Annotated in this window: 11 protein-coding genes and 1 tRNA gene; 11 read left to right on the top strand and 1 reads right to left on the bottom strand. The window is 68.1% G+C overall.

The window, feature by feature from the left end:
• Nucleotide 1 precedes the first annotated feature (1 nt).
• From fdxH to KPL74_05170, 6 genes are all read left to right on the top strand, one after another.
• The gene (fdxH, locus tag KPL74_05195; protein QWT21397.1) at nt 2-922 is read left to right on the top strand and encodes a formate dehydrogenase subunit beta; all 921 of its coding nucleotides are present in this window, start codon (nt 2-4) and stop codon (nt 920-922) included.
• Nucleotides 919-1578 carry a formate dehydrogenase subunit gamma gene (locus KPL74_05190; GenBank protein QWT21396.1) on the top strand — a complete coding sequence of 220 codons (660 nt, stop codon included), beginning with the start codon at nt 919-921 and terminating at the stop codon, nt 1576-1578. The genes fdxH and KPL74_05190 overlap by 4 nt, the downstream gene beginning before the upstream one ends.
• Nucleotides 1575-2525 carry a formate dehydrogenase accessory protein FdhE gene (gene fdhE, locus KPL74_05185; GenBank protein QWT21395.1) on the top strand — a complete coding sequence of 317 codons (951 nt, stop codon included), beginning with the start codon at nt 1575-1577 and terminating at the stop codon, nt 2523-2525. Before KPL74_05190 ends, fdhE begins: the two co-directional genes overlap by 4 nt.
• Before the next feature lie 55 nt (nt 2526-2580).
• Nucleotides 2581-3987 (top strand): L-seryl-tRNA(Sec) selenium transferase, encoded by a 1407-nt coding sequence (gene selA, locus KPL74_05180; GenBank protein QWT21394.1) that lies wholly within the window; start codon nt 2581-2583, stop codon nt 3985-3987.
• Nucleotides 3984-5951, top strand: a complete 1968-nt coding sequence (gene selB / locus KPL74_05175; protein QWT22578.1) for a selenocysteine-specific translation elongation factor — start codon at nt 3984-3986, stop codon at nt 5949-5951. The genes selA and selB overlap by 4 nt, the downstream gene beginning before the upstream one ends.
• A tRNA-Sec gene (locus KPL74_05170) sits at nt 5904-5999 on the top strand. The genes selB and KPL74_05170 overlap by 48 nt, the downstream gene beginning before the upstream one ends.
• Nucleotides 6000-6012: 13 nt before the next feature.
• On the opposite strand, the gene selD is transcribed toward KPL74_05170, so the two are convergent.
• A complete protein-coding gene (gene selD / locus KPL74_05165; protein ID QWT21393.1) occupies nt 6013-7065 on the bottom strand; it encodes a selenide, water dikinase SelD in 1053 nt (350 codons plus the stop codon).
• A gap of 73 nt (nt 7066-7138) precedes the next feature.
• On the opposite strand from selD, the gene KPL74_05160 reads away from it, so the two are divergent.
• The 5 genes from KPL74_05160 to KPL74_05140 all read left to right on the top strand — a co-directional run bounded on the left by KPL74_05160 (nt 7139) and on the right by KPL74_05140 (nt 14611).
• Nucleotides 7139-8197: a permease gene (locus KPL74_05160; GenBank protein QWT21392.1), complete on the top strand. Its 1059-nt coding sequence runs from the start codon at nt 7139-7141 to the stop codon at nt 8195-8197.
• Nucleotides 8198-8316: 119 nt separating this feature from the next.
• A complete protein-coding gene (locus KPL74_05155) occupies nt 8317-8694 on the top strand; it encodes a TraR/DksA family transcriptional regulator (GenBank protein ID QWT21391.1) in 378 nt (125 codons plus the stop codon).
• Between the two features lie 276 nt (nt 8695-8970).
• Nucleotides 8971-11976, top strand: a complete 3006-nt coding sequence (locus KPL74_05150) for a TonB-dependent receptor (GenBank protein QWT21390.1) — start codon at nt 8971-8973, stop codon at nt 11974-11976.
• Nucleotides 11977-12053: 77 nt separating this feature from the next.
• Complete coding sequence (locus tag KPL74_05145) at nt 12054-13919, top strand: hypothetical protein (protein QWT21389.1); 1866 nt, start codon at nt 12054-12056, stop codon at nt 13917-13919.
• An 86-nt stretch (nt 13920-14005) separates the two neighbouring features.
• The gene (locus KPL74_05140; protein QWT21388.1) at nt 14006-14611 is read left to right on the top strand and encodes a TetR/AcrR family transcriptional regulator; all 606 of its coding nucleotides are present in this window, start codon (nt 14006-14008) and stop codon (nt 14609-14611) included.
• Nucleotides 14612-14695 lie beyond the last annotated feature (84 nt).

Here is a 14695-nt window from a genome sequence, read left to right as displayed (position 1 = left end):
CATGTCCGACCTGCAATCGCAAGACTACATCCGGCGCTCCGCGACCACGATGACGCCGCCCAAGGCACGCAGCCACGAAGACCAGGTGGCCAAGCTGATCGACGTGAGCCGCTGCATCGGCTGCAAGGCCTGCCAGTCCGCGTGCATGGAATGGAACAACCTGCGCCCGGAGATCGGCCACTTCGAAGGCTCGTACGAGAACCCCAACGACCTCGGCCCCAGCGTCTGGACGTTGATGAAGTTCAACGAGTATGAGAACGAACAGGGCAACCTCGAGTGGCTGATCCGCAAGGACGGCTGCATGCACTGCGAAGATCCCGGCTGCCTGAAGGCCTGCCCGGCTCCGGGCGCGATCGTGCAGTACGCCAACGGCATCGTCGACTTCATCAGCGAGAACTGCATCGGCTGCGGCTATTGCGTGAAGGGTTGCCCGTTCGACATCCCGCGGATCAGCAAGACCGACCACAAGTCGTACAAGTGCACGCTGTGCTCCGACCGCGTCACCGTCGGCCTGGAGCCCGCCTGCGTCAAGGCCTGCCCGACCGGGGCGATCATGTTCGGCTCGAAGGTCGACATGATCCAGCAGGCCGAGGAGCGCATCGTCGATCTCAACGAGCGCGGCTTCGCCCATGCCGGCCTGTACAACCCGGCGGCCGTCGGTGGCACCCACGTGATGTACGTGCTGCACCACGCGGACAAGCCCTCGCTGTATTCGGGGCTGCCGGACAAGCCCCATATCAGCAGCTTCGTGACGGCATGGAAAGGCATCGCCAAGCCACTCGCCGTCGCGGCACTGGCCTTTGCCGCGATCGGGGCGTTCTTCCACTGGATCACCATCGGCCCGAACGAAGTGACCGAGGAAGACGAGGCCGAAGCCGACGAGGCGATCCGCGAAGCACGCGCGGAGGAGGAACTGCCATGACCCGCCCCGCCCGTGCCTTCACGCGCTATACCCTGGTCAACCGGATCAACCACTGGATCAACGCGGGGCTATTCATCGCCCTGCTGCTGTCCGGCCTGTCGATGTTCCATCCCCTGCTGTTCTGGCTTTCCGGCCTGTTCGGCGGGGGCCAGTGGGCGCGCGCCGCGCATCCCTGGTTTGGCGTGTGCCTGGTCGTCAGCTGGATCGGCATGATCATCCAGTTCTGGCGGGACAACCTGCCCAACCGCGACGACGTCGCCTGGTCGAAGGCGATCGTCCACGTCGCCATCAACGACGACGAGAACGTGCCACCGATCGGCCGCAACAACAGCGGCCAGAAGCTGGTGTTCTGGTCGATGACCTTCCTGATCCCCGTGCTGTTCTTCACCGGCATGCTGGTGTGGGAGGTGTATTTCGGCGCCGCCACGTCGATCGAGGTACAGCGCGTCGCCATCCTCGTGCACAGCCTCTGCGCCTTCGCCGCCATCCTGGTCTTCGTGGTACATGTCTACGCGGCGATCTGGATCCGAGACTCCGTGCGTAGCATGACCCAGGGCTACGTGACGCCCGGTTGGGCCTGGCATCACCATCGCAAATGGTTCTACCAGCTGGTACGCACGCAACGGATCAAGACCGAGCCCAGGAAAAACCCGTGAAGCAAGCCGAACTACCCCCGAATGCGAAGTGGAGCGGACCCTCGCACGCGGGCGTGAAGTCGCCCGACCCGATCGTGTTGCCCGTTCCGGCGCGACGCTTTGCCGCCACGGCCGCCAGGCTCGATGCGCTTGCCACGGATCACCCGCTGGAAGCATGGCTGCGCTTCATGGCCGGGCTGGCACGGGCGCAACACGCCGTCGCGACCGATGTGGTGCCGCACGGCGACGTAGCCGTGGACACCGTGGAGCGGCTGGTCGAGGCACGCCTGCCGCCGCTCGCCGCCGACGGCCATCCGCGTCACCCGTCGTGGTTGCGGGGACTCCGCGCCCTATTGGATGCCTCCGCCGTCGACGGCCTGCCCGATGCCGCGGCCGAGGCCATCGCCGCGCTGCGGGCTGCCGACGACCTGGCACTCGAGCGGCAGGCCGATGCCTTCCTGCGTGGCCAGGTGGCGCCGGCCGACGTCGCCGCGGCGGTGTACGTCGCCGCCGCCTTGCAGGTCTATTTCACCGCGTCCGCCGCCCGCCTCGATCCGGCGTCGCTGCGCTTGCTGGAACAACGCAACCTGTGCCCGTGCTGCGGTTCACCCTCCGTGGCCGGCGTGGTCACGGCGTCCGGCCTGACCCCGGGCACGCGCTACCTGCACTGTTCGCTGTGCTCGACGGCCTGGAACCACGTGCGCGCCGTCTGCATCACCTGCGGCGCCACGCGGAAGACCGCCGTGCAAGGCATCGAAGGCGATCCCGGGGTGGTCATGGCCGAGACCTGCGGCGAATGCCACACCTACAGCAAGCTGCTCTACCAGCTGAAAGACATGCAGGTGGATCCGGTCGCGGACGACCTCGCCTCGCTCGGCCTTGACCTGCTGGTGGCCGAGGCCGGTTTCGCCCGTCACGCACCGAATCCGCTCCTGCTGGTCGGTGATGCGACGGAAGCGGTCGACTAGCCACCGGCGCCACGATCGGACTACGCTCGGCTCGTCGCGAAGCCACGAACCGGGCATGGCCATGGCGGAAACCGAAGCAAGCTCCCTGCGCCAGCTACCGGCGGTCGGCACCGTGCTCGCCACCGCCGATGCGATGGCGCTGGTCGAACGCCATGGGCGGGTGGCCACCACCGATGCCATCCGCGCCGCGTCCGAAGCCGCCCGCAGCGCCCTGCGCGCCGGTATCGGCAGCGCTCCCGATGCCGCCGCCATCGCACGCGACGCCGCGCGCCTGCTCGATGCGCGCCAGCCGGGCCTGCGCCCGGTCTTCAACCTGACCGGCACCGTCCTGCACACCAACCTTGGCCGCGCCGTGTTCGCCGACGCGGCGGTCGCGGCGGCGAGCGATGCCATGCGCCACCCGGTGGCGCTGGAATTCGACCTCGACGAGGGCGGACGTGGCGAGCGCGACAGCCATGTGCGTGGGCTGCTGCGCGAACTCACGGGCGCGGAGGACGCGACCGTGGTGAACAACAACGCCGCGGCCGTATTGCTTTGCCTCAACACCTTCGCGCTGGGCCGCGAGGCGATCATCTCACGCGGCGAGCAGATCGAAATCGGCGGCGCGTTCCGCATGCCCGACATCATGCTGCGGGCCGGCGCGCGGATGCGCGAAGTGGGCACGACCAACCGCACGCACGCGGCGGACTACCGGCAAGCCTTGACCGCCCGCACCGGGCTCGTGCTCAAGGTGCACACGTCGAACTACCGCGTCGAGGGCTTCACCGCCGGGGTCGAGGCCCGTGAGCTTGCGGCCCTCGCGACGGCCCACGGCGTGCCGCTGCTGCACGACCTGGGTTCGGGCAGCCTGGTCGACCTGTCGCGATTCGGCCTGGCCCGCGAAGCCACCGTACGCGACGCCGTGGCCGGTGGCGCGCGGCTGGTCACGTTCTCCGGCGACAAGCTATTGGGCGGCCCCCAGGCCGGCTTCATCGTCGGCAGCCGGTCGCTCATCGACGAACTCAACCGCAATCCGCTGAAGCGGGCACTGCGCGTGGACAAGGTCCGTCTCGCCGGCATCGAAGCTACCTTGCAGCTGTACCGCGACCCGGACCGGCTCGTCGAGGCGTTACCTACCTTGCGCTACCTCGCCCGCCCGGCAGGCGACATCCACGCGCAAGCCGAGCGCCTGCGTTCGAGCGTATCGGCACGGCTGGGCGAAGCCTTCGGCGTGGCGGTCGGCGCCTGCCGCAGCCAGGTCGGCTCGGGCGCCCTGCCGATGGATACGCTGGAAAGCGCCGCGCTGCGCATCGTGTCGCACGGTAGCCAGCGGGCGCTCGATGAACTGGCCGGCGCGCTGCGCGCCGTGCCCCGCCCGGTCATTGGCCGGATCACCGACGGCGCCCTGCAGCTCGACCTGCGCTGCCTCGACGAACACGACGAAGCAGCCTTCCTCGCCACGCTGGATGCCCTTCGCGCATGATCATCGGCACGGCCGGCCACATCGACCACGGCAAGACGGCGCTGGTGCGAAGCCTGACGGGCATCCAGGGCGACCGGCTCAAGGAAGAACAGGCCCGCGGCATCACCATCGACCTGGGCTTCGCCTATCTTCCATGCGACGCCTCGACGACGCTGGGCTTCGTCGACGTGCCCGGCCACGAACGCTTCGTCCGCACCATGCTCGCCGGTGCCAGCGGCATCGACCATGCGCTGCTCGTCGTCGCCGCGGACGACGGGGTGATGCCGCAGACCCGCGAACACCTGGCAATCCTCGACCTGCTCGGCATCCGTCGCGGCATCGTCGCACTGAGCAAGGCCGACCTGGTCGTCGCGGAACGGCTTGCCGAGGCGACCGCGCAAATCCGCAACCTCCTCGCGGGCACCTTGCTGGAGGGCAGCGAGATCGTGCCCCTGTCGTCGATCACCGGCCAGGGCGTGGACACGCTGCGCGAGCGGCTCATCGACGCCGCACGCGAGACCCGGCGTACGCATGCGGGGTCGCGCTTCCGACTCGCGGTCGATCGTGTCTTCACCCTGCCTGGCATCGGCGTGGTGGTGACCGGCACGGTGCTGTCCGGCAGCATCCACCTGAAGGACACGGTGGTCGTCAGCCCCGCGGGACTCAGCGCCCGCGTCCGTTCGATCCATGTGCAGAACCGTGACACCGACGCCGGCCACGCAGGCGACCGCTGCGCCCTGAACCTGGCCGGCCCCGGTATCACGAAGGACGCCATCCAGCGCGGCGATATGGTCGTCGATGCGTTCCTGCACGCGCCGGCCGAGCGCATCGACGCGCGCCTGCGCCTTTTGCCCGGCGAAACCAAATCCATCGATGCGTGGTTCCCTGCCCGGCTGCACCATGCGGCGACCGAGGTCGGCATCCGCGTGGTGCCACTCGAAGGCCATGTCGTCGCGCCTGGCCAGGCGGCCGACGTGCAACTCGTCCTGGACCGCCCCATCGCGGCCGCGGTCGGTGACCGTTTCGTACTGCGCGACGTATCGGCACAGCGCACCATCGGTGGTGGCACCTTCATCGACCTGCGCGCACCCGCCCGCCAGCGACGTACGCCGGCGCGCGCGAAAGAACGCGCCGCCTGGGCGATCGACGACCCGGCGCGGAGCCTTGCCGCCCTACTCGATGCGCCGCCCTTCACCCGCGACCTGGCCGCCTTCGCACGCGACAGGAACCTCGCCAACGATGTGCTCGACCAGGCCGTGCAGTCGGTGCAGCCGGAAGTGTTCGTTGCCGCCGGCGAACGCGTCGCGCTGGGCCGCGCGCACTGGCAGCCATGGATCGCCGCGTTGCACGAACGACTCGCCGGTTTCCACGAAGCCCATCCGGACCGGCAGGGCCTACCGCGCGAAACGCTGCGCCGGAGCGTGCTGCCACGGTTACCGCCGCCGGCCTTCGCGCTGGCCTTGCAGCATCCGGACGTCGCCGCCGATGTGGTGCGCGACGGCGCCTTCGTCCGGCTGGCCAGCCACGCGGCCCGGGCCAGCGTCGAGGACGAAGCCGCCTGGGCCGCGATCGCGCCGTTGCTCGGCGGCGCGACGCGCTTCCGGCCACCGCGCGTGCGCGAGATCGCCGCGCTGCTTCGGCGGCCCGAGGCGGAGGTGCGCCAGCGGATGCAGTCCGCGGCACGCCGTGGGCTTGCCGACGAGGTGGCGCACGATCATTACTTCCTGCGCGAAACGATGCAGGAGATGATCGGCATCGCCGTCGAGATCGCGGCGACGACGGCAGATGGCCGCTTCACGGCCGCGCAATTCCGCGACCGCCTCGACAACGGCCGCAAGGTCGCGATCCAGGTGCTGGAGTGCCTCGACAGGCACGGTGTTATGCTCAATCGCGGCACGCTGCGCAGCATCCGCCGCGAGTACGTCGGCCTGTTCGATGGAAGAGAATCGTTCCCGGTGGGGCGTCCGGACTTCAAATCCGGGTGAGGCAGCCAGACTGCCTCGGGTGGGTTCGACTCCCATTCTCTTCCGCCATGCCGCGGCGCGACTAATCCACGACCACCTGCGGGGCACCGGTTTCGACGGTCCCGATGACGCGCGCCTGCGCATAACCTTGGGCTTCGATCATGTCGCGCAGTTCGTCGGCACGCGTCGCCCTGCACGCTACCAGCAGGCCACCCGAGGTCTGCGGGTCGGTCAACAGATCACGCTGCCAGGGGGCAAGTCCTTCGGCCAGTTGCACGCCATCGCCGTAGCTTGCCCAGTTGCGCTTCGAGGCACCGGTGACGAACCCGGTCTGGATGAGCGCTTCGGCCTGCGCGAGCCAGGGCACGCGCTCGCGTTCGATGCGCAGGCGCACGCCACTGCCACGCGCCATTTCCCCAGCGTGCCCGAGCAAGCCGAAGCCGGTGACGTCGGTGATCGCATGCACGTCCGCATCCTGGGCAAGCACGTGGCCCACGCGATTGAGCAGCGTGGTCGATGCGATCATTTCGTCGTAACCGGCACGATCGAGGGCGCCCTTTTTGAACGCGGCGGAATACACGCCCACGCCGATCGCCTTGGTCAGGATCAGCGCATCGCCGGGCTGCGCGCCGGTGTTGCGACGCACCTGCGCCGGCGTGCACAAGCCGATCGCGGCGAGTCCGTAGATCGGCTCGGCCGAATCGATCGAGTGGCCTCCGGCGACTGGAATCCCCGCCTGCGCGCAGATCGACTCGCCGCCCGCGAGGATGGCGCGCACGGTATCGACATCCAGCTTGCCCAAAGGCATGCCGAGGATCGCCAGCGCCATGATCGGCTTGCCGCCCATCGCGTAGACGTCGGATAGCGCGTTGGCGGCGGCGATCCGGCCGAAGTCGAACGGGTCGTCGACCACCGGCATGAAGAAATCCGTCGTGGCGATCACGCAGGTGCGATCGTCCACCTGCCACACCGCGGCATCGTCGCTGGATTCGGTGCCGACCAGCAGCGAGGCGAAGGGCATGCCCGGCGCCTTGTCGGCAAGCAGTGTCTGCAGCACCGAAGGTGCCAGCTTGCAGCCACAGCCGCCGCCATGGGCCAGTTCGGTGAGCCTGACGCGATCCGAAAGCACATTCATACAAATCCGCCGTGGCGCCGCATGCAATGGTTGCGGCAGCATAGTCCACAGGCGATCCGCTGGGGTAACAGCCATGCACGACGACATCCGCGCCAACCGCGCCATCCGCTGGTCGATCTTCCTCGCGCTGGCCGTGGCCGGCCTGTTGTACGTGAAATGGATGCCCTACTACGGGCGCGCCTTCGACGCGGCGGCCCATCATTCGATAGGGCACTCGATCCTCATGGGCGACGACGCACGCGCGCCCTCGCCTTCGTGGGACGCGGCGCTCGGCTATGCCGTCGCCTACGGCAAGGCGATCTGGAAGGCGATGCTGCTCGGTCTGCTCATCGGCGCGGCCGTGCAGGCCCTGCTCCCGGCCAATGCCGTGCACCGCGCACTCGGCGGGCTGGGTTTTCGCAGCGTCCTGGCCGGGGGCCTGCTCGGCGTCCCCGGCATGATGTGCACCTGCTGCGCGGCGCCCGTGGTCGCCGGCCTGCGCGAGCAACGCGCAACGCCCGGGGCCGCCACGGCGTTCTGGCTGGCGAACACCCTGCTCAACCCGGCAACGCTCATCTTCACCGGCTTCGTCCTCGGCTGGCACTGGACGGCGCTCCGCTTCGCACTGGCGATACCCATGGTGTTCGGGCTTGGCTGGCTGGCCGACCGGATGGCAGGCATGCCCCGCGGTGCCGTGCCCGTGTCGGCGGGATCGGTGGCCGAACCCGCCGCGCGATCGCCTGGCGAGATCGCGAAGCGCTGGCTGGAGATCCTGCTGCGGATGACGATCCGCCTCGTTCCCGAGTACATCGTCATCGTCTTGCTGCTCGGCGCAGCGCGGGCATGGATGTTTCCGCACATCGGCCCGGACGTAGGCGACCAGTGGTACTGGATCGTCGGCCTGGCCATCGCAGGGATGCTCTTCGTGATCCCCACGGCCGGCGAAGTGCCGATCATCCAGGCCATGCTCGCGCTCGGGATGGGTGTCGGCCCCGCGGCGGCACTCCTGGTAGCGCTGCCGCCGGTGAGCCTGCCGTCCCTCGCCATGCTCTACCGCTCGCTGCCGGCCCGCGTGCTGCTGGCGCTGGCGACATCCGTCGTCGCCTTCGGGGTGCTGGCGGGATGGCTCGCCGTGGCCTTTGCCATGCGCTGACCGTCGTCGGGGCCGGCCTTCGGATGCGGCGCCTACACGCCGTGCTGGATAGGTTTGGCCAAGCCTGCGCGGCCGCGCGCTGCTAAACCACGCGGATCACTTTTCCAAGGAGACACACCATGGGCAATACCGACCTCGATCCGACCTTCCTGCAGAAACAGAAGCAGCGCCTCCTCGACCTGCGCGACCAGCTGGTCGCCGTCGGCAATGCCGCCGGCCGCGACGAACAGGCCTGGCAGGCGGCGGCCGGCAACGAACCACAGGACGAAGGCGACGACGGCGAGCGCTTCGCCCAGCAGGAGAACGACGAAGCCGTGCTGGCCCACAGCGAGGGCCGGCTGGCTGCGATCGACCGCGCGCTGGAGAAGCTTGCCGAGGGCACCTATGGCCTCTCCGACGAAAGCGGCGAGCCGATCCCCAGGGCCAGGCTGGAAGCCGTTCCCGAAAGCGCCCTGACGGTGGACGAGCTGGAAGCGGAAGAAAAGCGCGCGCGCTGACCGCCGGGTTCGCTGGCACCGGGGCCGCCGATCCGATCGGCGGCCTTTTTTATTGGCAACCGCTCAACATACGCCCCATGCCACGCGATGGGAACCCTTTGCGACGACCCAGCGTTCGCCACGGGAAACGCTATGTTTCGATCGTGTCGATCCGATCACGTTTGAACGTCTAGACATATAGACGTCTATTCGGTATTCCTTGGTGAACGACGTTGCGCCGCAGCATGAGCGGCGCACCCACGCGACGACCCGGTCGCCTCCCAGGGGAAGTTTCTCTTGAAAGCAAATCGCGCCATCGCAACCCGCACCCGCCTGTTCGCCGCCGTCGTCGCCCTGCTCGGCGCGGCGCAGGCCCAGGCGCAGTCCACCACGGGCTCCATCACCGGCCAGGCGCCGGTGGATGCCGGTGAAACCGTGCTGATCCAGGGCGACACGGGCCTGAACCGCGAAGTCACGGTCGACGATCGCGGTCGCTACGCCGCGGGCCAGCTCCCGCTGGGCACCTATACCGTGACCCTGCGCAAGGGTGGCGCGGACGTGGAAAAGCGTAGCGGCGTAGCCCTGCGCGTCGGCGCCTCCGTCGACGTCTCCTTCAGCGGCAAGGCCCCGGCCCAGGACCTCTCGGCCGTGCAGGTTTCGGCCTCGGCGCTGCCCAGCATCGACGTCGCCGCGGTAGATTCGCGCAGCGTGATCAATGCTGACCAGCTGTCCAAGCTGCCGCTGGCGCGGAATGCCGACGAAGTGGCGCGGCTGGCCCCGGGCGTGGTGTCCAACAGCGGCGGTTACACGGGGCCGACCGGTGCGTCGATCAACAGCTTCGGCGGCTCGGCGGCCAGCGAAAACGCCTACTACATCAACGGCTACAACGTGACCGATCCGCAACGCGGCATGGGCGGCATCTCCCTGCCCTACGGCGCGATCGACCAGCAGGAGACCTACACCGGCGGCTACAGCGCGCAGTACGGCCGTTCCGATGGTGGCGTCATCAACCAGGTCGGCAAGCGCGGCACGAACGAATGGCACTACGGCGCGCAGGTGCTGTGGGAGCCGGATTTCGCCCGTGCCGACGCGGTCAACACCTACTACACCAACGGCCTGCCCGCCTCGCCGGTGGCCGGCTCGCTGTACAAGCCAAACCGGCAGAACCGTGACTGGGTGACGACGGTGAGCACCTACGTCGGCGGCCCGCTGGTCAAGGACAAGCTGTTCTTCTTCGTCGCCGGCGAGTTCGAGCGCGAACAGGCCGACACCCACAACGCCGTCGACAACGTCATCCCCGATACGAAAAACCGTTACGACTCGCCGCGCTGGTACGGCAAGGTCGACTGGAACATCACCGACAGCCACATCCTCGAGCTCACCGGCGCATCCAGCAAGCGCGAGACCACCGGCACGATCTACGACTACGATTATGCCAGCCAGCAACGCGGCGATCGCATCGGCGAAGCCGACACGGTGAAGACCGGCGGCGACGTCTGGACGGCCAAGTACACCGGCTACATCACCGACAACCTCACGGTGTCCGCGCTGTACGGCAAGATGAAGCTCGACCAGTACGACCAGCCCGGCGCCTACGACGGCTCGCTCACCTATGCCGACGGCCTGATCAACCAGAACCCGGCGCTCAACGGTGGCTCGCCGCTGGGCAACAACCAGACCGTGCAGACGCTGGCGAACCCCGGCCGCAGCACGCGCAGCAACAACACTCGCCTGGACGTGACCTACACGCTGGGCGACCACACATTGAGTGCCGGCCTCGACAACCAGGTCACCCGCGCCATCGACCAGGGTTCCACCGCGTCGGGCGACGGCTATTACTGGAGCTACGGCAGGGCCGATCCGAACACGCCGATCTCCACCGGCCTGGGCGTGCCTGCCCCGGGAGCCTTCCCGAACGGCCAGCAGGGCTACTACGTGGTCAAGCACGTGGTGAGCTCGCTGGCCAGCGTGCGCGCCACCCAGCGTGCGCAGTACATCGAGGACAAGTGGCAGGTCAGCGATCGCTGGCTGCTCTCGCTCGGCCTGCGCAACGACCAGTTCGAGAACTTCAACCGCGACGGCGACGCCTACGTCACCCAGCATCGTCCGCAGTGGGCACCGCGACTGGGCTTCAGCTGGGACGTGAACGGCGATGCAAGCTTCAAGGTCTACGGCAACGCCGGTCGCTATTACCTCGGCCTGCCGCTCAATCCCGGCCTCAACGCCGCCGGTGCATCGCTCAGCACCTCGCAATACTTCACTTATGGCGGCATCGACGCACAGGGCCTGCCCACCGGCCTCACCGCGTTCTCCGCGCCGGTGTCTTCCAACAACTATTTCGGCGTGCTGCCCGATCCGCGCACGGTGACGGCCAGCAACCTCAAGTCCGAGTACCAGGACGAGTTCATCCTCGGCTTCCAGAAAACCGCGGGCGACCACTGGGTGTATGGCGCCAAGGCTACGCAGCGCATCCTGCGCAGCGCGATCGACGACTACTGCGATGTCGACCGGATCACCGCCAAGGCCGCCGCGCTCGGCTACGACGTCGCCGCGACCAACAGCTGCTACCTGTTCAATCCGGGCCGCGCCAACACGTTCAACCTGATCGATACCTCCGGCAACGTCGTGGCCGTGCCACTGAGTAACCAGGAGCTCGGCTTCCAGGGCCTGAAGCGCCGCTATTACGCGCTGGAAGGCTTCCTCGAGCACCCGTTCGACGGGGCCTGGTACGGCAAGATCGACTACGTGTTCTCGCGCAGCTACGGCAACACCGAAGGCCAGCTGCGCTCCGACCTGCAACAGACCGCGGCGTCGACCAGCGAAGACTGGGACAACAGCTACATCATGGAAAACACCAACGGCCCGACCAACAACGACCACACCCACCAGCTCAAGCTCTACGGTTACTACCAGCTCACGGCCGAATGGCTGGTGTCGGCCAACCTGAGCCTGGTCTCCGGCTCGCCGAAAATCTGCCTCGGCTACTACGGCCAGGACCTCTCCGACCCGGGTAAATACGGCGGCTCCTACCATTACTGCGACGGGCAGCCGTCGCCGCCGGGCGCGAAGGGCCGCCTGCCGTGGATCCGCCAGCTCGACCTCGGCACGACCTACCGGCCCGCGTTCGGCGAGGGCAAGCTGGCCTTCACCGCCAGCGTGTTCAACGTGCTGAACGAGCAGCGCCCGCTGAACATCTATCCGTACTCGCAGACCGACCCGGGCGTGGCCGATCCGCAGTACGGACAGGCCCAGGTACGCCAGGTGCCACGCTACGTTCGCTTCGGGGTCAGCTACGACTTCTGAGGGCCGGGGCAAGGGCCGACAGACGGGCATCTGTCGGCCTATACTCCTCGTTTGGCCCAATGAAAGTCCGTCCGAACATGCTGAGAAGCGATCAAGTCCTCGTCACCGTTGGTACCGCCTGCACGATCTCCGCCGTGGGCTCGACTGAAACCTACCAGGCCCTGGTGGCCCGGTCGGACGAGTTCCTTCCCCTTGCCGCGTTCGATGCCGGCCTGGTCGAGATCGATCCGGAAGCGGCGAACGCTGGCGATGGCATGCGCTGGGCCGCTGGCGAACAGGCCGGCGAGCCGGTCAGTCTCGATGAACTCAAGCGCCTGCATGGCGACAGCCTGCGCGCCAACAGCGGCATCCGCCACGTGCCCGGCGTGCGCGAGCTGGCCCCGCGCGTGGTCACCGACATCGCCGCGCCGCTCCCGCACGACCTCGAAACGGTCGGCCTGCGCCGCCTGGCCGGCCTGCGTTACGAAGACATCCGCGGCTCCGGCCTGAAAGACATGCACGGCCTGTTCCAGGACGACCCGTTGCTTAGCCCGTCGCTGCAGGCCCAGTTGTTCGCCTACGGTGCGCTGGGCGCGCTCGCCGGCCTGCCGCGCCCGCTGTCCGAGCTGGTGCCCGACCCGTTCGGCTTCCGCGTGGCGTCGGCCACCGCGTTCGGCGGCAACGAGGCCCTCGGCCAGTGGCTGCGTCCGGATGCGCCGCTGCCGGAGAACGGCATCCCCAAGGACACCTTCGCCGTTCGCCTCGCCCATTCGCTGGGTTCGCACGGTCCGGCACTGGTCTCGACGATGCTCTCGCCCTCGTACAGCATCAGCCGCGTGCTGAAGAACCCCGAGCTGCGTGAATCGCTGCGCTCGGCCGACGTCGGCTTCATGCGCGTGCCGCAGGCACCGTCGACGGCCGTCGGCGCGTGTGCATCCAGCCTCATCGCACTTGCCGACATCGCGCCGCAGCTGTTGTTCGATTACCCCGGCTTCCAGCGACCGAAGATGGTCCTGCTCACCGCGGCCGATGCCGCCCTGCAGCCACGCTTCGGCATCCTCGAAGCCTTCGGCGGCGGCGCGCTGATGACCGGTGAAAAGCTGGCGACGAAGAATGCGGCGCACGGCGATGGCTCCGAGCGCAGCGTGCACGATTCGCTCGCACCGTTCGACATCGATGCCGACGGTACCGTCGTCGGCCACGGTGGCTCGGGCCTGCTGGTGACGACACTGGAATTCGCCCTGCGCAACCAGCTCGACATCACCTCGATCATCGTCGGCTGGGGCCAGAGCGCCGAGGCCGGTGGCAAGGCGCACTTCGCCGGCGTCGGTTTCGGCGGTGAAAACGCACTGGTGCAGGCGCTGGACATGGCCCACCAGGCCCACGACTACGGCATCCACGACTTCCAGTACCTGGCGGCGCACGCCACCGGTACCCGGACCAACTCGAAGACCGACCTCGGCACCGCCCTGGCGGGCCTGCGTGGCGCCGCCCAGCGCCAGGGCCTCGAAGGCGAGCTGCCGAAGATTTTCGTCGGCACGCCGAAGGCCGTCGGCGACGGCCACACGATGGGCGAAACCGGGCTGAAGGCGCTGTCCCAGGCCGTGCAGTTCGTGCTCGGCCGCAAGGCCCCGGGCGTGCCGACCCTGCGCCGGCTCGATCCCGACCTCGCCGAAGTGGCCGGCCACTTCCATCTCCAGGCCGAGCCGTCGGAAGGCAATGCGGATGGCGGTGCCATCTGCGCCACCCAGGGCTTCGGTGGCTACAACGGCGCCGTGGCCCTGCGCTCGGCGAATGCGGAAGCATTCAAGCGCTACGCCTGCGATGCCGCCGAGCTTGAGGCGTATCTCGCGGCGTGGCCGGCGATCAGGGCGGAACGCGAAAAGCGCGAGCGCGTCGCCCGACGTAGCCCGAAGCTGGCCCTGGCCATGGCCGAGACCCATCGCTGGACCGGGCTGGAATAAACGCGGCTTGAACCAGTGACCCAAATCCATAAGGGTCACTGGTTGCTTCGAGCCCCGCGTTGGCGTATACCTCCCGGATGACCGCCATGACCGCGACACCCAGCGCCCCGGTGGACCAGGCACCGGACGTCCGCCAGCAGATCATCGACGCCGCCGACGAGCACTTCAGCCGCTTCGGCTATGCGAAAACCACCATGGCCGACCTGGCCAGGGCGATCGGGTTTTCCAAGGCGTACCTGTACAAGTTCTTCGAATCCAAGCAGGCCATCGGCGAGGCGATCTGCGCCGGCTGCCTGGGCATCCAGCGCGCCGCCATCGTCGCGGCGGTGGAAGCCGCGCGATCACCCCACGAAAAGGTCCGCGCGCTGTTCCGCACCGCCGTGGAACTGGCCCGCGAGCAGCTTTTCGAGGATCGCCAGCTCTACGACATCGTCACCCACTCGTGCACCGAGAAGTGGGAGAGCTCCGAGAGCCACGTCGCCCAGTTGCAGGCGATGCTGCGCGAGATCGTCCGCCAGGGCCGCGAGATTGGCGACTTCGAGCGGAAGACGCCGCTGGACGAGGTCTGCGCGGGCATCTGGATCGCCATGCTGCCGTTCGCCCACCCGGTGCTGCTCCAGCACAACCTTGACCTGCTCGACGAGGGCATGCCGGCCGTCCTCGGGCTGGTCCTGCGTAGCCTGGCCCCCTGAAGCACGAGAATTATTTTGCTGTGACCAGTTGACAATTTGGTCACTAGACACAAAAGTGTGGCTCTCCTTCCATGGAAAGCCACC

The sequence above is a fragment of the Bacillus sp. NP157 genome, from assembly GCA_018889975.1.
GTDB lineage: Bacteria > Pseudomonadota > Gammaproteobacteria > Xanthomonadales > Rhodanobacteraceae > Luteibacter.
This window is presented reverse-complemented; position numbering and strand designations above follow the sequence as displayed.

Excerpts from the sequence above, each read along its gene's own strand:
- fdxH (QWT21397.1), top strand. The coding sequence starts at position 2 with ATGTCCGACCTGCAATCGCAAGACTACATCCGGCGCTCCGCGACCACG.
- KPL74_05190 (QWT21396.1), top strand. The coding sequence starts at position 919 with ATGACCCGCCCCGCCCGTGCCTTCACGCGCTATACCCTGGTCAACCGG.
- selA (QWT21394.1), top strand. The coding sequence starts at position 2,581 with ATGGCCATGGCGGAAACCGAAGCAAGCTCCCTGCGCCAGCTACCGGCG.
- selB (QWT22578.1), top strand. The coding sequence starts at position 3,984 with ATGATCATCGGCACGGCCGGCCACATCGACCACGGCAAGACGGCGCTG.
- selD (QWT21393.1), bottom strand. The coding sequence starts at position 7,065 with ATGAATGTGCTTTCGGATCGCGTCAGGCTCACCGAACTGGCCCATGGC.
- KPL74_05160 (QWT21392.1), top strand. The coding sequence starts at position 7,139 with ATGCACGACGACATCCGCGCCAACCGCGCCATCCGCTGGTCGATCTTC.
- KPL74_05155 (QWT21391.1), top strand. The coding sequence starts at position 8,317 with ATGGGCAATACCGACCTCGATCCGACCTTCCTGCAGAAACAGAAGCAG.
- KPL74_05145 (QWT21389.1), top strand. The coding sequence starts at position 12,054 with ATGCTGAGAAGCGATCAAGTCCTCGTCACCGTTGGTACCGCCTGCACG.
- KPL74_05140 (QWT21388.1), top strand. The coding sequence starts at position 14,006 with ATGACCGCGACACCCAGCGCCCCGGTGGACCAGGCACCGGACGTCCGC.